The 20442-nt window shown below is 58.8% G+C and carries 23 protein-coding genes; 14 read left to right on the top strand and 9 right to left on the bottom strand.

Features of this window, described 5'->3' with window-relative positions; translation table 11 throughout:
• Positions 1 to 19: 19 nt before the first annotated feature.
• From AC2TEL_RS00880 to AC2TEL_RS00870, 3 genes are all read left to right on the top strand, one after another.
• Positions 20 to 709: a glutathione S-transferase N-terminal domain-containing protein gene (locus AC2TEL_RS00880; RefSeq protein WP_480842353.1), complete on the top strand. Its 690-nt coding sequence runs from the start codon at positions 20 to 22 to the stop codon at positions 707 to 709.
• Between the two features lie 237 nt (positions 710 to 946).
• The gene (locus tag AC2TEL_RS00875; protein ID WP_480851643.1) at positions 947 to 1471 is read left to right on the top strand and encodes a GNAT family N-acetyltransferase; all 525 of its coding nucleotides are present in this window, start codon (positions 947 to 949) and stop codon (positions 1469 to 1471) included.
• A gap of 116 nt (positions 1472 to 1587) precedes the next feature.
• A complete protein-coding gene (locus AC2TEL_RS00870; protein WP_480842357.1) occupies positions 1588 to 2355 on the top strand; it encodes an extensin-like domain-containing protein in 768 nt (255 codons plus the stop codon).
• A gap of 4 nt (positions 2356 to 2359) precedes the next feature.
• On the opposite strand, the gene AC2TEL_RS00865 is transcribed toward AC2TEL_RS00870, so the two are convergent.
• Positions 2360 to 2731 carry an OB-fold nucleic acid binding domain-containing protein gene (locus AC2TEL_RS00865; protein ID WP_480842359.1) on the bottom strand — a complete coding sequence of 124 codons (372 nt, stop codon included), beginning with the start codon at positions 2729 to 2731 and terminating at the stop codon, positions 2360 to 2362.
• Between the two features lie 127 nt (positions 2732 to 2858).
• On the opposite strand from AC2TEL_RS00865, the gene AC2TEL_RS00860 reads away from it, so the two are divergent.
• Both AC2TEL_RS00860 and AC2TEL_RS00855 read left to right on the top strand, forming a co-directional pair.
• On the top strand, positions 2859 to 3182 hold the full coding sequence (locus AC2TEL_RS00860; RefSeq protein ID WP_480842361.1) for a 2Fe-2S iron-sulfur cluster-binding protein: 324 nt from the start codon (positions 2859 to 2861) through the stop codon (positions 3180 to 3182).
• Complete coding sequence (locus AC2TEL_RS00855; protein ID WP_480842363.1) at positions 3182 to 3931, top strand: FG-GAP repeat domain-containing protein; 750 nt, start codon at positions 3182 to 3184, stop codon at positions 3929 to 3931. Before AC2TEL_RS00860 ends, AC2TEL_RS00855 begins: the two co-directional genes overlap by 1 nt.
• Before the next feature lie 89 nt (positions 3932 to 4020).
• Here the strand turns inward: AC2TEL_RS00855 and purD are convergent, their stop codons facing one another.
• Positions 4021 to 5283, bottom strand: coding sequence for a phosphoribosylamine--glycine ligase (gene purD, locus AC2TEL_RS00850; protein WP_480901430.1), 1263 nt, complete (start codon positions 5281 to 5283; stop codon positions 4021 to 4023).
• Positions 5284 to 5358: 75 nt separating this feature from the next.
• On the opposite strand from purD, the gene xseA reads away from it, so the two are divergent.
• On the top strand, positions 5359 to 6843 hold the full coding sequence (gene xseA / locus AC2TEL_RS00845; RefSeq protein ID WP_480842367.1) for an exodeoxyribonuclease VII large subunit: 1485 nt from the start codon (positions 5359 to 5361) through the stop codon (positions 6841 to 6843).
• Between the two features lie 3 nt (positions 6844 to 6846).
• Positions 6847 to 7488, top strand: coding sequence for a glutathione S-transferase family protein (locus AC2TEL_RS00840; RefSeq protein WP_480861896.1), 642 nt, complete (start codon positions 6847 to 6849; stop codon positions 7486 to 7488).
• Between the two features lie 2 nt (positions 7489 to 7490).
• On the opposite strand, the gene AC2TEL_RS00835 is transcribed toward AC2TEL_RS00840, so the two are convergent.
• Positions 7491 to 7886 (bottom strand): hypothetical protein, encoded by a 396-nt coding sequence (locus AC2TEL_RS00835; protein ID WP_480842371.1) that lies wholly within the window; start codon positions 7884 to 7886, stop codon positions 7491 to 7493.
• Positions 7887 to 8025: 139 nt separating this feature from the next.
• Between AC2TEL_RS00835 and AC2TEL_RS00830 the strand changes: the two genes are divergently transcribed.
• The 6 genes from AC2TEL_RS00830 (at position 8026) to AC2TEL_RS00805 (ending at position 13141) form a co-directional block, all read left to right on the top strand.
• Positions 8026 to 8694: a lysoplasmalogenase family protein gene (locus AC2TEL_RS00830; protein WP_480842373.1), complete on the top strand. Its 669-nt coding sequence runs from the start codon at positions 8026 to 8028 to the stop codon at positions 8692 to 8694.
• Between the two features lie 28 nt (positions 8695 to 8722).
• Positions 8723 to 9865, top strand: a complete 1143-nt coding sequence (gene ftsY / locus AC2TEL_RS00825) for a signal recognition particle-docking protein FtsY (RefSeq protein WP_480901429.1) — start codon at positions 8723 to 8725, stop codon at positions 9863 to 9865.
• An 89-nt stretch (positions 9866 to 9954) separates the two neighbouring features.
• Entirely contained in the window at positions 9955 to 10857 is a 903-nt protein-coding gene (locus AC2TEL_RS00820) for an EamA family transporter (RefSeq protein ID WP_480901427.1), read from the top strand.
• Positions 10858 to 10874: 17 nt separating this feature from the next.
• Positions 10875 to 11480, top strand: coding sequence for an inner membrane-spanning protein YciB (locus AC2TEL_RS00815; RefSeq protein WP_480901426.1), 606 nt, complete (start codon positions 10875 to 10877; stop codon positions 11478 to 11480).
• A 107-nt stretch (positions 11481 to 11587) separates the two neighbouring features.
• Entirely contained in the window at positions 11588 to 12256 is a 669-nt protein-coding gene (locus tag AC2TEL_RS00810; RefSeq protein ID WP_480842380.1) for a Crp/Fnr family transcriptional regulator, read from the top strand.
• A gap of 468 nt (positions 12257 to 12724) precedes the next feature.
• Entirely contained in the window at positions 12725 to 13141 is a 417-nt protein-coding gene (locus AC2TEL_RS00805; RefSeq protein WP_480842382.1) for a VOC family protein, read from the top strand.
• Positions 13142 to 13399: 258 nt separating this feature from the next.
• Here the strand turns inward: AC2TEL_RS00805 and AC2TEL_RS00800 are convergent, their stop codons facing one another.
• The 6 genes from AC2TEL_RS00800 to rpiA all read right to left on the bottom strand — a co-directional run bounded on the left by AC2TEL_RS00800 (position 13400) and on the right by rpiA (position 19570).
• Positions 13400 to 14836: a DegQ family serine endoprotease gene (locus AC2TEL_RS00800; RefSeq protein ID WP_480901848.1), complete on the bottom strand. Its 1437-nt coding sequence runs from the start codon at positions 14834 to 14836 to the stop codon at positions 13400 to 13402.
• 185 nt (positions 14837 to 15021) lie between these two features.
• A complete protein-coding gene (locus AC2TEL_RS00795; protein WP_480842386.1) occupies positions 15022 to 15216 on the bottom strand; it encodes a DUF2065 domain-containing protein in 195 nt (64 codons plus the stop codon).
• A complete protein-coding gene (hflC, locus tag AC2TEL_RS00790; protein WP_480842387.1) occupies positions 15216 to 16094 on the bottom strand; it encodes a protease modulator HflC in 879 nt (292 codons plus the stop codon). The genes AC2TEL_RS00795 and hflC overlap by 1 nt, the downstream gene beginning before the upstream one ends.
• Positions 16094 to 17236 carry an FtsH protease activity modulator HflK gene (gene hflK, locus AC2TEL_RS00785; protein WP_480842389.1) on the bottom strand — a complete coding sequence of 381 codons (1143 nt, stop codon included), beginning with the start codon at positions 17234 to 17236 and terminating at the stop codon, positions 16094 to 16096. Before hflK ends, hflC begins: the two co-directional genes overlap by 1 nt.
• A 72-nt stretch (positions 17237 to 17308) precedes the next feature.
• On the bottom strand, positions 17309 to 18667 hold the full coding sequence (gene gor / locus AC2TEL_RS00780; RefSeq protein WP_480901425.1) for a glutathione-disulfide reductase: 1359 nt from the start codon (positions 18665 to 18667) through the stop codon (positions 17309 to 17311).
• A gap of 117 nt (positions 18668 to 18784) precedes the next feature.
• Positions 18785 to 19570, bottom strand: coding sequence for a ribose-5-phosphate isomerase RpiA (rpiA, locus tag AC2TEL_RS00775; RefSeq protein ID WP_480843026.1), 786 nt, complete (start codon positions 19568 to 19570; stop codon positions 18785 to 18787).
• Positions 19571 to 19739: 169 nt separating this feature from the next.
• Here rpiA and AC2TEL_RS00770 point away from each other — a divergent pair, with 169 nt between their 5' ends.
• Positions 19740 to 20441, top strand: a complete 702-nt coding sequence (locus tag AC2TEL_RS00770; protein WP_480901423.1) for a glutathione S-transferase family protein — start codon at positions 19740 to 19742, stop codon at positions 20439 to 20441.
• Position 20442 lies beyond the last annotated feature (1 nt).

Genomic DNA, 20442 nt, shown 5'->3' with positions numbered 1-20442 from the left:
CTCAACCTGAGGAGATGCCATGATCGATCTGTATTTCTGGCCCACGCCGAACGGCTGGAAAGTGTCCATCGCATTGGAAGAGATGGAGCTGCCCTATACCACTCATTTGGTCAATATCGGGAAGGGTGAGCAGTTCGACCCTGAATTCCTGAAAATCTCTCCCAACAACAGAATGCCAGCCATCATGGACCCGGACGGACCGGACGGAGCCCCCGTTTCCGTGTTCGAAAGCGGTGCGATCCTGATGTATCTGGCCCGCAAGACCGGGCGTTTCTATGGCGAAACCGAACGTGACCGGATTGCCGTCGAAGAGTGGTTGATGTGGCAGATGGGCGGCGTCGGCCCGATGGCCGGCCAGGCGCATCACTTCCTGAAATACGCCCCGCAACTGGACCCGCCGCAGGACCTGCCCTATGCCAAGGACCGCTACCGCACCGAAGTCGGTCGTCTTTATGGCGTGCTGGACCGGAGATTGGCGGAAAACGAGTATGTTGCGGGCGATTTCTACTCCATCGCTGACATGTCCATCTGGGGCTGGGCCAGCCTGTGGGAAGGTCAGCAGCAGGTGCTGGACGACAAACCTCACTTTGCCCGCTGGCTGGAGATGATGAGCGCCCGCCCGGGGGTTCAGGCAGGCCGTGCGCTGCATGCCGAACTGCGTGGGGATCATCGGGACAGGCAGGCGCAGCGGGTTTTGTTCAAAAGGTGAGGTCAGTGACTATGTTGATAAACTCCAAGCGGTGTGGCTAGTCTGGATCACACCAGAACTGCCCTAAACTTGCAATTCTGAGCAAACAGAATGCGCGTGAATTTCAAAACCGATTAGAAGGAAATCCATCTCAGGAGCATCAATTTGACCGTCGTAATAGCGCCTGCGTCAACATCTGTATCGCCACAGGACCTGGCAAATCTCCTTTGGAGCACTGATCCGAAACTGAATGGGTATATGTTTGGAAACGAGGCCGTCTTGCACAGCATTATCGGCTGCGAATGGCCCGAAAAACAGGGCTTATTCTCGCATAGAAATGCCTTTACCGCATCGGACAATGGCGAAGTTGTTGGGCTGCTTATTGGCCATACAGAAGATGAATATTCAGCAAACTTCGACTTTTCACTGGAATGTCAGGCATCTGCCCTTGGGGACAAAGACGCGCAGCATTTACAATCCGCGCTGCATTGGATGGATCGCCTTTTCCCGGCTCCACGGAAGGGTTCCTACTATATTCTTGAGTTTGCCGTAAGCCCACGGGCACAAGGCGGAGGCATCGCTGCCCAACTGTTGAATGAGGCGGAAACACGGGCTCTTGCAAACGGGTGCACCCAGATTTGCCTTGATGTCGCAGCAGACAATGAGGCCGTTGGTTTTTACCGGCACACCGGGTTTCAGGTTGAGGTTGAAACCCGTGTTCCGGCACTGGACGAAGCGCATGGGATTGGTTTGCATCTGCATATGGTACGCGATGTCACGTAACCCATTTGAAACAAGCAGAAATCGGGGTTCATACTTGTTTTAATTCGAACATTCGCTCTACTTTAGCTGGGCCACGCAGATAAGGATTTGGCGCCAAAGAAGGAAAACGCTGAGTTATGAGGGCATTGGCCACATTTCTGATACTTTGGGCCGGTCCGGCAATTGCCGCACAGGATTGCGCCGAAAGCCCGCTCGCTCAACCCTCCCACCTGATTGCGTACGAGCCGATCAGTGACGAAGAACCACTTGCCGAAGACGCATCTGCAAAATCCAACCCGGAGGTATTGGTCTCACTGAGGCCAGCGCTGCGACCCTGCAAATTCGGCCTGATCGCAGTCGGGCGCGAGAAACTACGCGAGCGTGGCGCGGTGTGCAGTGACTGGACCATTCTGGGTGAAACACTCGAACCTATTTCTGGACGGTATCGGGGATGCGGGATTGCCGACCCGGTTCGGATTCACCTGGTTTCTGACATCATGCTCAGCCAGTTTGCGCTGATGGATTGCGAAACGGCGATTACGTTCAAGACATGGATAGAAGTCGTCGCCAAACCGGCTTTTGCCGACTATGGCGGTGGCTTGATTGGGATGCGGCTTGTCGGTCACTATTCCTGCAAGACGCAGAACAACCAACCCCGCGCACGCCTGTCCGAACATGCCAGGGGTCGAGCGATCGATATCGCCTCTTTTGTGTTGAAGGATGGCACCATCATCAACGTTCGCGACGGATGGGACGACGAAGATTTGGGCGAGGTCATGCGCAGGCTACACGGTGGCGCCTGTGGTCTGTTCGGTACGGTGCTCGGCCCCGATGCGGACCAGTATCACAAGGGGCATTTCCACTTTGATACGGCGCGCCGTCGCGGCGGACCCGTTTGCCGTTAAGACCTTAGCCTTCCCCCTGCACCAGTACATCCAACATGCCCGAGATATCCTCGATCTCTTCCGCAATCACATGGGTTACAGAATGCGCCCGCTGCATCCGCCCCGTCACCCGCAACAGCCGCCCCGAAATCACCGCGCGACGGAAGCGTTCGTAGATCTTGCGCCAGACCACCACGTTCACGACACCGGTCTCATCCTCAAGGGTGACAAAGATCACCCCTTTGGCCGTCCCCGGTCTCTGCCGCAGGATCACCAGCCCCGCCACCGCCACCCGCGCACCTTCGGGTGGGGCGTCCAGTTGACAGGCGGGCAGGCAGGCGGGCGGGCGCGGCCAGCCGCTGTTTGGGGATGCGGGGCGGACAGGGACAACAAGCATGAGAACAAAGATAGAACAAAAGGGAGGAAAGTCCAGTCGCGGCACGCTGAGTCGCAAATGAGGCTGGAAAGACCTAAATCCCTTCACTAAACAACGTTTCGAACATCGCAAAAGGAAGACGCACGCAATGGCAAAGATCACCTATGTCGAGCATGGCGGTACCGAACACACAGTCGAGGTCGCCAACGGACTGACCGTCATGGAAGGGGCCCGTGACAACAACATCCCCGGCATCGAAGCCGATTGCGGCGGCGCATGCGCCTGTTCGACCTGCCATGTCTACATCCACCCCGACTGGGTCGAGAAAATCCCCGGCAAGGATGACATGGAAGAAGACATGCTGGACTTCGCCTATGAGCCCGACCCCGCCCGCTCGCGCCTGACCTGCCAGATCAAGGTCACCGATGCGTTGGACGGCCTGATCGTACAGATGCCCGAAAAGCAGATCTGATGCGCACCAAAGCGCCGCGTCTGCCCGCTTGCCTGTGGCCAGGCCGGGCTCGCGGCGCGCTGCTGCTGTTGAGCCTGTGGCCGGCAGGTATTGCCTCAATGCCCGCAGCCGACACAATCGACAGTGCCCGTTTCACGGAACCCACCACGCGCTATGCCCACGGTGTATTGGGCGACAATATCGAGTATGGCGCGCTTGAACTGACGGTCGATGGCAAGGTCGAGATTATTCGACTTCCATCAGATCGAGTTTTCGAAGACTTGGCGCCCCGGTTAGTGGACGTTGATCTGGACGGGTCGCGCGAAGCCATCGTCGTTGAATCCCAAGACAGCACAGGAGCGCAACTGGCGATCTACGACGCGCGCGGTCAAAAGATTGCTGCAACACCCCATATCGGCACCCGGTTCCGCTGGCTCGCCCCGATTGGTGCCGCCGATCTGGACGGTGACGGCAATATCGAAATTGCCTATATCGACCGCCCTCACCTTGCAAAAACGCTTCGCATCTGGCGGTTTGTGGACGGCGCTCTGACAGAGATCGCCATACGGCCGGGCCTGACCAATCATCGGATCGGCGAAGACTTTATCTCCGGCGGCGTAAGGGATTGTGGCACAGGCCTAGAACTCATCATCGCCAGTGCCGACTGGCGCGACATTGTGAGTGTGCGATTCAATGAGGGCTGGGTAGAGACGTCACTTGGTCGCTTTTCGCAAGGCACGATGGAACGTGAATTGAGCTGCTCGTCATGAACCAACCGCAGCCCGCGACAGCGAGCTGCCCGGCCCAAGGCCTTTGGCGATGCATCTTTGATGCAGCAACAGGGCGCGGGAGCCCCCGGTCAGAGCGCTCGCCAGCCGATGTCGCGGCGATAGAAGCCATCCGGCCAGTCGACACCTTCCACCATCGCGTAAGCCCGATCCCGCGCTTCGTGCAGAGTATCGCCGCGAGCCGTGACATTCAGAACGCGACCGCCCGACGCCTGAAGTTTGCCGTCGGCCAGTTTGGTTCCCGCATGAAAAACCATATTCATGCTGTCTTCAGGCAAAGCGTCCAACCCACTAATCAACGTACCCTTTTCATATGACCCGGGGTAACCGTTGGCGGCCATCACTACCGTCATCGCGTGATCGTCGGCCCAGTTTACCCGGGCCTCGTTCAACCGCCCCTCGGCGGCAGCGTGCATTAGATCCATCGCCTGCGCCCCGAGGCGCATCATCAGTACCTGGCATTCCGGATCGCCAAAGCGGACGTTGTACTCCACCAACCGGGGCTGCCCGTCCTTGATCATCAAACCTGCGTACAAAACACCTTGAAACGGCATGCCCCGGCGTTTCATTTCGGCCATGGTCGGCCGCACAATCTCATCCATCGCGCGGGCTTCGATTTCGGCGCTCAAAACGGGCGCCGGAGAATACGCGCCCATGCCGCCGGTGTTCAGACCGGTATCGCCCTCGCCCACACGCTTGTGGTCCTGCGCAGTGCCGACCGAAAGGATGTTTTCACCATCGCACAGCACAAACAGAGAGGCCTCCTCGCCCTCCATGAACTCCTCGACGACAACCTCAGCCCCGGCCCCGCCAAAAGCACCGCCGAACATATCGTCGATGGCATCCAGGGCAGTCTGTTCGTCCATGGCAACGATCACACCTTTGCCGGCTGCCAGACCATCGGCTTTGACCACAATCGGGGCACCCTGCTCACGGATATAGGTTCTGGCAGGTTCCGCCTCGGTGAACCGGGCATAGGCCGCTGTGGGCGCTCCCGCTGCATCACAAATTTCCTTGGTGAAGCTCTTTGACGCCTCCAGCCGGGCTGCCTGGGCCGAAGGGCCAAAAACCAGAATGCCGGCTTCGCGCAAACGGTCGGCTACACCCGCGGCCAGGGGGGCCTCGGGGCCGACGATCACGAAATCAATGGCATTTTCTTCGGCAAAACTGACCACAGCCCCGCCATTCTCGATATCCAGCGCCGCGCAATCGGCGATTTGCGCGATCCCGGCATTGCCCGGTGCCACGATCAGCCGGTCGCATTTAGGGTTCTGCATCACCGCCCAGGCCAGGCTGTGTTCGCGCCCACCGCCGCCGAGAATGAGGATGTTCATGAATGCTCTCCGATCTGCTTGGCCTCGCTTGCGGGGCGTTCTAAGCTGGGCGGGCATTTGACACAAGGCGCTGAAATGTCCGACCTGCTCGACGACCCGCTTCCGGGTCAAAATACCCCCGAATACACGGTTTCCGAGATTTCTGGCGAGGTGAAACGCACCCTGGAAGGCTCGTTCGGACGAATCCGTGTGCGCGGAGAAGTTGGGCGCGTGTTCAAAGCGCGTTCCGGGCATTTGTACTATGACATCAAAGATGACCGGAACGTGCTCGCCTGCACCACGTGGAAGGGTCAGATTTCAGGGTTGTCGGTGGTTCCGGAAGAAGGGCTTGAGGTGGTCGTCACCGGGCGCCTTACCGCCTTTGGCGCACAATCGAAATACAACATGAATGTTGATGAGGTTGCCGTCGCCGGACAGGGCGCACTTATGGCGCTGCTGGAGAAGCGTAAGAAACAACTTGAGACCGAAGGGCTGTTCGCGCCCGAGCGTAAGAAGCCGCTGCCCTATCTGCCGAAGATCATCGGTGTTGTGACCTCTCCTTCAGGCGCGGTGATCCGCGACATCCTGCACCGCCTGCGCGACCGTTTTCCGCGCAAGGTGCTGATCTGGCCGGTCGCTGTACAGGGCAGCAATTGCGCGCCCGAGGTCGCTCGGGCAATCGACGGCTTCAACCAGCTTACGCCCGGCGGCGCATTGCCGCGCCCCGATCTGATCATCGTCGCGCGTGGTGGCGGGTCGATCGAGGACCTCTGGGGTTTTAACGAAGAAATCGTTGCCCGGGCCGCTGCCGCCTCGGACATTCCCCTGATCTCGGCTGTCGGGCACGAGACCGACACCACACTGATCGACTTTGTCTCGGACAGGCGTGCGCCAACCCCAACTGCAGCGGCGGAACTGGCCGTTCCGGTCAGGATGGAGCTGCTGGCCTGGACCGGCGAACAGGGCGCGCGTCTGGCACGCTCTGCCTCGGACGCAGTTCAACGCCGCAGCCAGCGCCTGCGCGATCTGTCCCGCGCCCTTCCGCGCGCTGATACCCTGCTGGATACCCCCCGGCAGCGACTGGATCAGATATCCGAACGTCTGCCCAACGCCTTGATCCGAGGCGTTCAGACCCGCCGTCTGAAATTGCTGGACATCTCGGCCCATCTGCGCCCTTCGACTTTGCGCGGCGTCGTGGAAACGCGGCGCGACCGCTGGCGCAACCTGTCCACACGCCTGTCGCTGCGTCCCATTCAGCGTGAGCTGACAACACGGCGCGACACGCTGATCCGTCTGACCGAGCGGTTGAACACGGCCCAGTCCACCCGACTGGACCGCCTGCGCCAACAGCTTGAGGCCACGGACCGCCTGCGCGAAACGCTCAGCTACAAGGCGACGCTGGATCGGGGCTACGCGGTCGTGCGCGCCGAAGGAGAAGTTGTCACGACAAAGGCCCAAGCCGCCGGCCACGCGGCACTCGAAATCGAATTCTCTGATGGCCGACTGCAAACAGTAGGATCATCCAAGACCACCGTAAAAAAATCGAAACCCGATCCTCCGGATCAAGGGTCGTTGTTCTAACCCATGCTAACGATCTGGGGCCGCAAAACCTCGTCCAATGTTCAAGCCCTGATGTGGTGTATCGGTGAGCTTGGTCTTGAATACCGGCGTCACGACTTGGGCCACCGCTTCGGGGGGCTGGATACTGAATTCTTCCGGAAGCTTAATCCAAACCGGACCATCCCGGTTTTGCAGGACGGCGACAATCCACCGCTTTGGGAAACCGGTCCGATCCTGCGCTATCTCGCCGGCCAGTATGGCGCCGAAGCATTCTGGCCCCGTGATCCCGTGCAGCGGGCCGAAGTGGACAAATGGGCCGAATGGGCAAAAATCAACGTGGCCATGGCCTTCACGGTCCCGGTTTTCTGGCAGACCGTCCGAACTGCACCATCGCAAAGGAACGAGACAGCCGTACTGGCAGCCGTCACTACTCTGGAAGGCAAACTCGAGATCGCTGACAGCATCCTGGCGGAAAGCGACTACATCGCAGGTTCAAACCTGACACTGGCCGATATTCAGCTCGGCCACATTTTGTTCCGTTATTACGACATCGACATTCCGCGTGCTCGTCTGTGCCATCTGCGCAGGTACTACGACAGGTTGACCGACAGGCCGGCGTATCAGGAGCACGTCATGATCAGCTACCAAGAACTTCGAGCGACCTAGCATCAGACGCCAATATCAGGGCCAAGGCACACCATTTCTTCGCCGATATCCGAGGCCTCATAGAGCTCCGTTGCGGTCGGATCCCCCTCGAACTGCGCGATCAGCCCGCCACCCGACTGCGTAAAAACCCAGCACTGCGGGTCTGGCCGGTCCTCGTAAAGGAAACAAATCTGGTCCTCTCGCTCGTACCAAACGCCTTCCTTGCAATCGCCATCCAGGAACGACCAGATCACCCGCCGGTTCGGCAGATACCGTTCCACACCATAGATCTGCCCTTCATATCCGTAGAACAACGTCTTTCCGCGCGTGTAGCTGTCGAACTCGTCCCCGGACATAGGCGATTGTGCAGCGGCAAGTTGGGCGGATAGCAGGAAAAGAATCAACAAGCGTCTGAACATTCACTCATTCTGGCAGATGCTCGGCCATGACACCAATTAACGTTTATTCGTTCACGTGGTTAACTCCACGTCACGGCTTGAGTTGCCGCCCAACACCGGAAGAGACTTAAAGCGGCGCAACAAAACAGGAAACCATCAAATGACACAGGTCCTCTTTATCGCCGCCCTCTTTTGCGCACTGGCCTATCTGCCTCTGACTGCCCGACCAGCCAGCGCATTGCGCAGCATAGCCAAAACCGCTTCCGTTGCGCTGCTGGCGGTGTTGGCCCTGGTACAGGCCGCACCCTGGCTACTGGTACTGGCGCTTGCGCTTTGCGCCATCGGAGATGCCTTGCTGTCTCGCGAGACCGATGCGACCTTCATGGCCGGTATCGGAACCTTTGCCGCCGGCCACCTGGCCTATATCGCCCTGTTTCTGACCCATCCGGCAAGCGTCACCGGTCTAATTCTCGAAAAACCCGGCATATTCTGGTCGCTGATCCTGCTCGGTATCGTCATGGCAACGTTGCTCGCCCCACGTGCCGGAGAGCTCAAAGGCCCGGTACTAGCCTATATCCCCATCATCCTCGGCATGGGTATCAGTGTTCTCGCCCTGCCCGAGGTCGGCGCAATGCGCTGGGCTTTTCCTGCGGCACTGGCCTTCATCGCGTCAGACCTGATACTGGCAACCGAGAAATTTCTGTTACCGGCTGACCACCCGGCCTTGAAACTAACGCCCTATCTGGTCTGGGTGCTTTATTGGTGTGCACAGGCCGGATTCCTGTTTGCATTTTCGGGACCCTTTGCAACTGCCGCAATTCCGCATTAGGTGAGGAGAACACCTGCGGAGACCAAAAATGGCGTTTTTTTCCAAGCTGAAGGACAAGCTGTTCAAATCCTCGTCGCGCCTTGAACAGGGGCTCGACGCAATTGTCGAGGATGGCGGCGAAGAAACCCCGGACCCGGACCCGGTCATTCCAGACCCCGAGCCCGAACCGCAACCGGTCCCCGAAGTTCCAAGCCCAGGGCCTGTACCACAGCCGGTTGAACCACCGGCCCCGATCCCCGTCGATCCAACGCCTGCCCCGCCACCGCCAGAGGTTCCCGAATCCAAGGGCCTGTTGGGTCGCCTGTTCAGTCGCGGCGACGACCGCGCGGTTGTCCGCCGCACGCTCGACGACGACATGCTGGAACAGCTCGAAGAGCTTCTGATCGCCTCGGATATGGGCGTCGACACCGCCCTGCGCGTCACCGCGAACATGGCCGAAGGACGCTATGGCCGCAAACTCTCTACCCGGGAGATCAAGCAGCTTTTGGCGCAGGAAGTGGCCCGCGTGATGGAGCCTGTCGCCAAACCCCTGCCGATCTATCCCAAACGCCCGCAGGTGGTTCTGGTCGTTGGGGTCAACGGCTCGGGCAAAACCACGACCATCGGCAAACTGGCCAGTCAGTTCAAGGCTGCAGGCAAAAAGGTGGTCATCGCCGCCGGAGACACCTTCCGCGCCGCCGCTGTCGAACAGCTTCAGGTCTGGGGCGACCGCGCCGGGGTGCCCGTGCTGACCGCACCGGAAGGCTCCGACCCCGCCAGCCTCGCTTTCGACGCCCTGACTCGCGCCCAGCAGGACGGCGCCGACCTGCTGATGATCGACACCGCCGGCCGCCTGCAAAACCGCGCCGACCTGATGGAAGAACTGGCCAAGATTGTCCGCGTCATTCGCAAGATCGACGAAACCGCACCCCACAACACCCTTCTGGTGCTTGACGCCACCACTGGCCAGAACGCCCTGAGCCAGGTGGAAACCTTCCGCAAGCTGGCGGATGTCTCGGGCCTGGTGATGACCAAACTCGACGGCACTGCCAAAGGCGGCGTTCTGGTTGCGCTGGCGGACAAGTTCGGCCTTCCCATCCATGCAATCGGCGTTGGTGAGCAGATTGACGATCTCGCCCCATTCGACCCCGAAGACTTCGCCGCTGCCCTCACCGGTCTGGAACCCACCTGATCCGATCTTCATCTGGCCAAAAATATCCTCGGGGGGCGTGGGGGGCAGACAGCCCCCCACCCTCTCGGCCCAGCGAAAAGACCTGACATTTGAGCGACTGGCTGATCTCACTTGAAGGCACCGAATCAGGTCATCACCTCGCCCTTGGCCTTGCGCTGATGGCGGCGTTTCTGCACGCAGCTTTTGGGGCCTTGCAAAAAGGCCGACACGACCCCTGGCTGTCCCGCGGGGCCATAGACGCCTGCTATTGCCTGATGGCCGCGCCTTTCGCATTTTTCGTGGTTCCGTGGCCGGAGCCCTATATGTGGCCCATTTTTTTCGTCGTCTGGCTGATTCACATTGCTTACAAGACCCTGCAGGCGATGGCGTACTCCAAGGGCTCGTACACGGTGGTCTATCCGGTCGTGCGCGGCACCGGACCTCTGTTCACCGTCATCGGTGCCTATTTACTGTTTGGCGAAACCTTCTCGGCCGTTCAATGGTTGGGCGTTGCCACCCTTCTGGTGGGTATCTACGGTCTGGCTGCCTATAATTTCCGCTTTCTTGAAACCAACCGTGAAACGCTGGGCATAGCACTGACCTTGGCCATTGTCACGGGCCTGTTCGTGGCGCTCTACACCACCTATGACGCCTATGGCATCCGCGCCACCGCCGATCCTTTCACCTTTCTCGCCTGGTTCTTCATGATCGACGGCGCGGCGATGCCGTTCTATGCGGCACTCAGATGGCGCGCGATGTTCAATCGCCCCGCGCTTGGCCCGCTGATGCTGCGCGGTCTGGCCGGAGGCATCATCGCCCCTCTATCCTTCGGATCCATCATGCTGGCCACCCGACTGGACAAGGTCGGAGAAGCCGCCGTGCTGCGCGAAACCTCCACCGTCTTCGCGGCACTCATCGGCTGGCTGATATTGAAAGAAACCGTCGGTCCCAGACGCATTGCGTTGATGGCATTGATTGCACTCGGCGCCGTAATAGTTGAAATGGGCGGGTAATCAGCAGGACGCAAAGCATGACAGGCAATAAAGAGATCAATCCGTTTTTGAAACAGGTACTGGAACTCGGCCCCCCGCTGGCTTTTTTCTTCATCTATCTGCGCCTGCGCGACGACAGCTTTCAGATCGGTGGGATCGAGTATTCCGGGTTCATCGTCGCCACCATTCTGTTCGTGCCACTTATGCTGGCCGCAATGGGTATCCTGTGGTTCCTGACGGGTAAGCTTAGCAAGATGCAGATATTCACCGCTTTCATGGTCATCTTCTTCGGCGGCCTGACCGCATGGTTCAATGACGAGCGGTTCTTCAAGATGAAGACTACGCTGGTCTATGGATTCTTCTCGGTGATCCTTGGCATAGGATTGCTACAGGGCAAATCGTATTTGGCCTATGTGCTGGACGAAATGCTGCCCATGCGCAATGAAGGCTGGATGATCCTGACACGCCGTCTTTGCGCCTGTTTTGCGGTTCTTGCCGTGGCGAATGAGCTTGTTTGGCGTACCATGTCGACCGACCTGTGGGTCAAGATCGAAACCTTCGGCTTTCCCATTGCCTTGATGGCGTTCCTGATGATGCAATTCAACCTGCTGCAACGCTATATGGAAGACACCGATCAGCAGTAAAATGACGCCTGTTGACAGGGTTAACAGACAAAACCCTTGGCTTAATGCGCAAGCTGTGGAAAGTTGAGGAACCACTCAAAATACTCAACCGGAGTACTGCTCGCACCATGACGGCTTTTCCCAATAGTGGTTTTCTGTCCGAAGCATCCGACGAGCTGCGGGAAATGCTCTCTGCGCAGGCCTCCGAGCTTGCTCTGGCTCGTGGAGAGGTCTTGTTTGAACAGGATGATGAAGGCGACGCACTTTATGCCATTCTGGAAGGCACGCTAGAGGCGTCATTTCTGGCAATGAGTGGGCGGAAACTGTCACTCAGCCTCATGGGTCCTGGCGAGGTTTTTGGTGAAATCGCCCTGTTCGACAATGGCCCACGCACTGCGACGATCACCGCGACCGGACCGGCCCGCGTCCTGCGCGTGCGAAGAAACGACGTGATGGAGCAGATCAGGCAGCATCCCGATCTTGCGGTTGACATGATCCGGTTGGCCGGTCTGCGTATGCGATGGATGGGCGCTCAGCTCAACGAGCAGGTCTTTCTGCCCATGCCGGTCCGACTGGCAAGGAAACTGTTGCTGCTGGCCGGGCAACAGGAACACCCCTCATCGCGCATCACGCTGTCGCAAAGCGAACTGGCCGAGTTTGTCGGCGCCACACGCGAAGCAGTTTCGAAAACGATCTCGACCTGGAAACGCAGCAATGTGGTCGAAGCCTCACGTGGCGGGCTGCAAATCCATGATTTCGATGCGCTGAAACAGCTGGCAGAATCCGATCTGATTTAAAATCTCAGCCCTGTGATCCGCTTCACATACCTGACATCAGATTCGCCGTATGGTTAACCCCGTTACCGTAGGAGGCTGGTTCTATCATCCCCGATATCTGTCCACCAGTCTCTCCCTGTACCAGAGCCATATGCCTTCTCCGGCATATGGCTTCTTCTTTTTTTGCACAGTTCTTTTCCCGAAAGTCGTTTCGCTGAATGCGTCGGATGGGTAGCAGATCCGTGGCACTTGCCTCGGCTGAAGTAGGATACCCAAGCGCGGTATCTGAGTTGTTTCGCAATGCTGTCATCGTCATGATGCGGTCTGATGCCCGACGTGACGGAAAAAGCGGCCATCCGGCGTTTTTGTGCCAAGGTTGGATCTGAAAAGCCGCTCGACAAAAGGCCGTTCTTGAGCGGGTGCGTATGTTGGCCTACCCTGGCGAAATTAATCCGTTGCCATGACCAGACGTCCTGAAAGGTGCGCAGAATGATTGCCTACGTCACCGTCGGTGTTGACGACATCGCTCGCGCGGAACGGTTTTACTCTGCGTTCCTGCCAGCCCTTGGTTACGAGCTGGAAAAGTACCATGGAGACTTGAGTTACGCGCTGCCTGCTAAGCCGGGTCAGTTTCCCCTGATGCCGGAGTTCTACGTTAAGTCACCCTTTGATGGACGTCCGGCTTCGGCTGGAAACGGCACTATGGTTGCCTTCGAGGCGCGCAGTCAAAAGCAGGTTCGTGACCTTCACGCCGCCGCGCTCGCCGCAGGCGGCTTTGACGATGGCCAACCGGGCTTTCGCGACTCGTATGGACCCCATTTCTATGTTGGTTACCTTCGCGACCCTCAAGGGAACAAAATCGCATTGTTCTCCAGCGATCCCAACGAACCCGGACGAGACGGATAACGCAGGTATCATGGCTGCAAGAACCAGTCGTCGTGGCACAGATGACCTGTAACACCGGGCACAACTTGCACCAGTCGCTGCGATTTGTATCACCGAACGCCGGGAATGCGCCGCGTGCATCCGGCTTGCGGCGTCAGGATTCCACCGATTGAACAAATTTAGGGCCGGAATAAGAAAGTAACTAAACCACGCATTACGGTATTCATGGCAAAAGCCTGGAGGATGCCCCCCAGGCTCCCATCTTGGGTTTTGGGCTGCTTATTCTTGCAGGCTCAGCGCAACGAAACGAGGCTCTCCGCCACGACGAACCAGCAGCAGCAGCGACTTTCGCCCGGCCTCTCGCGCCTCTTCCATGCGTGCCTCAAGATCGTCGATCGAGGTTACCTTCTGCTGCCCGGCTTCGGTGATCACATCACCCGCACGCAAGCCCTTGGAGAACGCCTCGGACGCCTCGTCAACATTGGACACGACCAAGCCCTCGGCATCCGCATCCAGCCCCAAATCCTCGCGCAGTGTATCGGTCAACGGTGAAATCGTGAGGCCAAGGATGTCCTTGTTTTCCTCTTCTTCGACCTGCGGAGTCTCTTCTTCGCCATTCTCCGTACGTTCGGCATCCTCACGGCGACCCAACGTCACCAATACGGTCTGGGTACCGCCGTCGCGGTGGACAACAACACGCACCGACTTGCCAACGGTGGTTTCACCCACCTGACGGACCAGCCCACGTGTGTCCTCAACCTCGACGCCGTCAAAGCTGATGATTACGTCTCCGGCCAGCAGACCAGCCTCTTTGGCGGGGCCTTCCGGCACATCGCTGATCAGCGCACCGCCGGGCTTGTCCAGGCCCATCGCTTCGGCCATGTCTTCGGTTACGTCCTGAATCCGAACACCCAGCCATCCCCTGCGAGTCTCACCGAACTCACGCAACTGGTCGACAACCTTGATGACAACGTTCGACGCCATCGAAAACCCGATGCCGATTGACCCCCCGTTGGGTGACAGAATCGCGGTATTCACTCCGATGACCTCGCCATCCATATTGAACAGCGGCCCACCCGAGTTACCCCGGTTGATCGCCGCGTCAGTCTGAATGTAATCGTCATACGACCCGCTAAGCGCCCGGTTCCGCGCCGACACAATCCCCGCCGAAACCGAGAAGCCCTGACCCAGAGGGTTGCCCATGGCGATAACCCAATCTCCGACACGAGCCGTATCGCTGTCGCCAAACTTGACATACTGCAACGGCGATGACGCCTCGACCTTAAGCAACGCGATGTCGGTCTTGTCATCGGTACCAATCACCTTGGCCGGCAATTCCTTGGCCGGCTGCCCGTCGCCGGGAAAGAATTCCACAAGAATTTCATCGGCTTCCGCGATGACATGATTGTTCGTGACGATATAGCCGTCCTCGGAGATCACGAAACCCGACCCCAGAGCGTTGCTGCGGCGCGGCCGGTTTTCGTCGTCACCGTTTCGGTCCTGAAACTCGCGGAAGAAGTCCTCGAACGGAGAGCCCTCGGGCACGATCCCCCGCGGGCCGGTCTGACCTTCGATCAGCGTGCTTGTGGTAATGTTGACAACCGCTGGGCTGATCTTTTCCGCCAGCGGCGCCAGGCTTTCACCACGGGCCTGTGCTGCAAGGGTCTGCGCCAGAACAAGCAGCATCGTGGCAAAGATCAGCCACATCAGCCGCATGAAACCAACACTCTCGTCCCGCCGGACCGAAATACTGCGTGCTTGAGCCTGCACTTGGGAACTCCTTGTCGACAATTCTTGTTGAGCCGCCTGCAGGCAGCCTCTCTTAGCAACCAATGTAGTCAGTTTGTCCAAGCCCGCAACTCAGGATCATGGGGAAATCACCGGCAATTGAGGTCTTTGTGTCAAAACCCGATCTGATAAGCACCCCACAACAGCACCAGACCGCTGACCATGCACAGTAGCCCGACCAGACGCCGTGCCTGCTCCGGCATTGCCCTCAACGCCTCTAACATACGCTCGATAAGCGAAGGGGCCAGCGCGTAGGCCAGCCCCTCGACAATCAGTACCAACCCGAAGGCCAGAAGGATCATACCCATTACCGGGCCGCCTGCCCGGTGGGTGATTTTAGGTAATTGAAGAACTCGGAATCCGGGGTCAGCACCATCGAGCTGTTGCTGCCGCCCAGCGCGCGTTCGTAAGCGGAAAGCGACCGGTAGAACTCGAAGAACTCCGGGTCCTTGCCAAAGGCTTCGGCAAAGATGGCGTTGCGTTCGGCGTCCGCTTCACCGCGAATGATCTCGGCCTCGCGGCGGGCATCGGATACCAGCTCGACCACGGTCCGGTCAGCTTGCGCGCGCACACGCTGCGCAGCCTCGTTACCACGTGCGCGTTCGTCCGTTGCTTCACGCTCACGTTCGGCCTTCATCCGGTCAAAGGTGGCCTCAAGGTTTGCTTGCGGCAGATCCGTCGCCTTCAGGCGCACGTCAATCACACTGACGCCCAGCGCCTGTGCTTCGGCAATGGCGCTGTTGCGAATGCGCAGCATCAGGGCGGCCCGGTCCGAACTGAGGATGTCACGCGACGACACCGAACCCAGAACCTCACGGGTTTCCGCGCGCAGGATGCGGTCCAGGCGGTCCTCGGCGACCGGGATACCGCCGACACCAACCGCCTGACGGAACTGTTCAAGATCCGCTATCCGATAGCGTGCGAATGCGTCAACCACCAGACGACGGTCGTCCAAGGGCGTTACCTCCAACGGCTGCACGTCGATCGACAGGATGCGGTCGTCATAGCGAACGACTTCCTGAATCAGGGGGATCTTGAACGCCAGACCGGGTTCTTCTTTGACAGCGACCACGCGGCCAAACTGCAGAACCAGCGCACGTTCGCGTTCGTCGACGATAAAGATCGAAGACAGGATGCCGACAACCGCAATCACGATAACCGGCAGAATAAATGTCGATTTACGCATCAGTTGCTCTCCTCGGCCTGATTGCGGCGCAGCTCGTTGAGCGGCAGATACGGCACAACACCTTGCCCCTGCCCGGTCGAGTTTTCGTCCAGAATGATCTTGTCGACGTCACCCAGAACCTGCTCCATCCGCTCCAGATAGAGACGCTTGCGGGTTACGTCCGGCGCTTTGGTGTACTCTTCCAGAACCGCGCTAAAACGGCTGGCCTCACCCTGCGCGCTGTTGATCTGCTGGGCGCGATAGGCTTCGGCCTCTTCCAGAACCTGCGCGGCTTCACCCCGGGCTTCAGCGAGAACACGGTTGGCATAGGCGTCGGCCACGTTTTGCAGACGGTCACGCTCCTGCGCGGCGGCCTGAACGTCGCGGAATGCGGCGATCACGTCCTGCGGCGGGTCAGCCTTGTCAAAGTTTACACGCACGATGTTTACGCCCGAATCGTAGCTGTCCATCGTGGCCTGAATCAGTTCCTGCAAGCGGTCGGCGATGATACCGCGATCCCGGTTCAGGATTGGCGCCAATTCGCTTTGCGCGATGATCTCACGCATAGCCGATTCAGACACCGCCCGAATGGTTTCGCGTGGATCGCGCAGATTGAAAAGGAACCTCGCAGGGTCGCTGATATTCCAAACAACCTGATAATCGATGTCCACGACATTCTCGTCGCCGGTCAGCATCAGGCCATCATCGCTGCCGCGCGCGCCGCCCATATCCTCGGTCTGTTCGCGGGTGACCGGAATGACCTCGGCGGTGACTAGCGGCCAGGGAGCAAAGTTCAGACCCGGGTTCCCGACGGCTGAAAATTCACCCAGAAACAGCTCAACTGACTGCTCTTCCGGTTTTACGGTATAGAAACTTGCGGCAGCCCAAAGGCCAATCGCGACCAGCGCACCTATGGCAATGGTTCCCTTGGTGAATATCGGACCACCGCCGCCAGAGCCCTGACCGCTGCCACCACGACCGCCGCCGCGACCGCCCATCAGGACGCGCAGCTGCTCCTGGCCTTTTTTCATCAGCTCATCGATCTCGGGGATCTGCGGGCCATCACCTTCGGGAGGTTTGCGCCCATCCCCGTTGTTTCCTCGATTTCCTCCGCCTCCGGATGAGCCTCCGCCCCCCCAGGGGCCACCGCTGTTGCCCGCCATATGAGTCTATTCCTTCGTATTGGACCGTGTGATCACGGGTTCCCTTGTAACTTGTGTTCGCGCAGTTGCAAATCAAGCAGTGCGCACAGGTTGCCGCATTGTCACCAGTTCTTCAGCCATCACGGGGTGAACGGCGACCGTTCGGTCGAAATCTTCCTTGGTCGCGCCCATTTTCACCGCAATCCCGGCCAATTGGATCATCTCGCCTGCGCCGGGGGCCACGATATGACATCCCAGCACCTTGCGAGTGGCTTGGCTGACGATCAGCTTCATCAACACACACTGCGTGCCACCGGCAAACGATTTTTGCATCGGCTTGAACGATGTCGCATAAACTTCAATCGGCTCCTGCTCGGCCGCCTCTTCCTCGCTGAGGCCGACGGTGCCCATCTCGGGCTGCGTGAAGATCGCCGTCGGAATCAGCTCGTGATCCACTGGCGTCGGGTTGCCTTTGAAGACGGTTTCCACAAAGGCCATGCCCTCGCGGATCGCAACCGGCGTCAGGTTCACCCGATCGGTCACGTCACCTATGGCGTAGATCGAAGGCACGGCAGTCTGGCTGTATTCGTCCACGACAATCTCGCCCTTGCGGCCGCGTTCGACGCCGAGGTCATCGAGACCCAGATCATCGGCGTTCGGTACGCGGCCAGTCGCATACATCACCACATCGAACAGTTGTTCGGATCCGTTGGTCGCCTTGACCCATATCTTGTCGCCCTGCTTTTTCATTTCGAGCACATTGGTGCCCAGATGCACGTCTACGCCGTTTTGGCACATCTCCTCGCAGATCAGTCCGCGCGCTTCGTCATCAAAACCGCGCAGGATTTGCGCGCCGCGATAATACTGCGTGGTCTTGACGCCCATCCCGTTCATGATGCCCGCAAACTCGCAGGCGATATAACCGCCGCCCACGATCAGCATGGTTTCGGGTAGTTTCTCCAGATGGAAGATCTCGTTTGAGGTGATCGCCAGATCCGAGCCCGGAAACTCGGGAACAATCGGGCGCCCTCCCGTCGCCACCAGAATATGTTTGGCCGTTTTGCGGGTGCCGTCGGCCATCTCAACCGTGTGTGCATCCACCAGGCGCGCGCGCTGGTCAAAGGTTTCAACACCGTTGTTTTTCAAAATGTTGCGATAGATACCTTCAAGCCGGTCCAGCTCGGCATAGAGCTTGTCACGAAAAATGTCCCAGTTAAACGCACCGGGCTGAATGTCCCAGCCATAGGCCTGCGCGTCGCTGACCATACCCGCATATTCGCTGGCAAAAACCATCAGCTTTTTGGGAACGCAACCCCGGATCACGCAGGTGCCGCCATAGCGGTCTTCTTCCGCCAAAGCCACCTTGGCACCGTTCTCACCCGCAGCAACGCGTGCTGCACGGACCCCGCCCGAGCCTCCGCCGATGACAAACAGATCATAGTCAAAGCTCATGCCGGGTTCCTTTGTTCACTTGCCAAAATTCTCTGGATATCTGGGCGCAATATGGCGATTGCCAACCCCTGCCAGCCGAAAAAACGGTTTTGCATCGCCCCCTTGGGCCGTGTCCCTTCAGTCCGCCAAATCTGAAAACAGATTCTCGGTGCTGTCGTTTGGCTGATCTGTCTCAACTGTTCCCTCGTTCAGATCACGCACTTCGACCCGTCCGTCGCCGTGGCCAATGATGACCTTGTCGCAGATATCGAGGAAAAGTCCGTTTTCGACCACACCCGGAACCTGATTGAGCACCAACGCCAGATGCCGCGCATTGCCGATACGCTTGAGATGCAGGTCCAGTATATGATTGCCCTCATCCGTGACCCTTGGCACTTCGCCATTCATCCGCAGCGTGACCGAAGTGCCCAGAACATCCATCGCGTCCAAGGCTTCTTCGATCAGGGTTCGCGTGGTTTGCCAGCCAAATGGGATCACCTCGACCGGCAGGGGGAAAGCGCCCAGAGTTTCAACCTCTTTTCCGGCATCGGCGATCACGATCATCTGGTCGCTGGCCGTTGCCACGATCTTTTCCTGTAACAAAGCGGCGCCGCCGCCCTTGATCAGATTGAATTCACCGTCAAATTCGTCTGCGCCGTCGATGGTCAGATCCAGCCAGCCTGCTTGATCCAGCGATACGACCTCGATCCCCTCTTCGCGCGCCAACTGCGCCGTCGCAGTCGAGGTCGGGACGCCCTTGATCTGCAATCCTTCGTCGCGCACCCGTTCACCAAGTCGGCGCACCATCCAGGCAGCAGTCGATCCGGTTCCCAAACCGACGCGCATCCCGTCCTTCACAAACTCGGCGGCGCGACGTGCGGCGACATATTTGGCTGTCTCGATGGGCGACATTTCTCCGGACATGGCAGGTTCCCCCTTCAGATTGCTGCCGGCGTTATACGGAATGCCCCGGTCGACTGCGAGTGCCAAATCGCGAATGTGCTGTGTTAACATGTCGCTGAAATGCGCGTTTCCGATTGGAAACGTCGCAATCAAGGCTTCGTCTGTTATTTGTGCATCTTACATAAGGGTTATGGATTCGCCGTACCGCCTGCATTATGCCCCCGACAACGCCTCGCTGGTGATCCGGCTGGCTTTGGAAGAGATGGGCCAGCCCTTCGAGGCCGTTCTGGTTGACCGTAGCCGGAACGAGCAGAATGGCGTTGCTTATCGGGCGCTCAATCCCAATGGATTGATCCCGGTGTTGGAAACGCCACAGGGATCGATATTCGAAACGGCCGCGATCCTGTTGTGGCTGGCAGACAAGCACGGGCAACTGGCACCGGCCGCCAACAGCCCCGAGCGGGCTGCGTTCCTGAAATGGCTGTTCTTCGCGTCCAACACAGTGCATGCGGATCTGCGCATCCTGTTCTACGCCGACAAGTATATCAACGCAGCGCAGGCCGAAGCCCTGCGTTCCGGGATTAGACCGCGGCTGCGCCAGCACCTGAAACTGCTGGATGCTGAAGCGCAAAAAGCGCCCGAATGGCTTTCGCCCGATCAGCCCTCTGTCCTGACCTATTACCTGGCCTGCATGCTTCGTTGGATGGCTTTGTACCCATCCGGGTCGGACCGCAGCTGGTTCCAGTTACCGGATACACCCTATCTTCAAACCCTGCTGATGCGGCTTGAATCAAGGCCGGCGACACGCGCCGCTATTCAGGCCGAAGGGCTGGGCGTCACGCCGTTTACCTCACCCACTTACGCTAACCCCCCAGAAGGCTCAGCTACCTGAC

The organism is Ruegeria sp. HKCCD9138 (assembly GCF_057220975.1).
The sequence above is the reverse complement of the archived record's forward strand: the minus strand, read 5'-3'. Positions and strand labels throughout refer to the sequence as shown.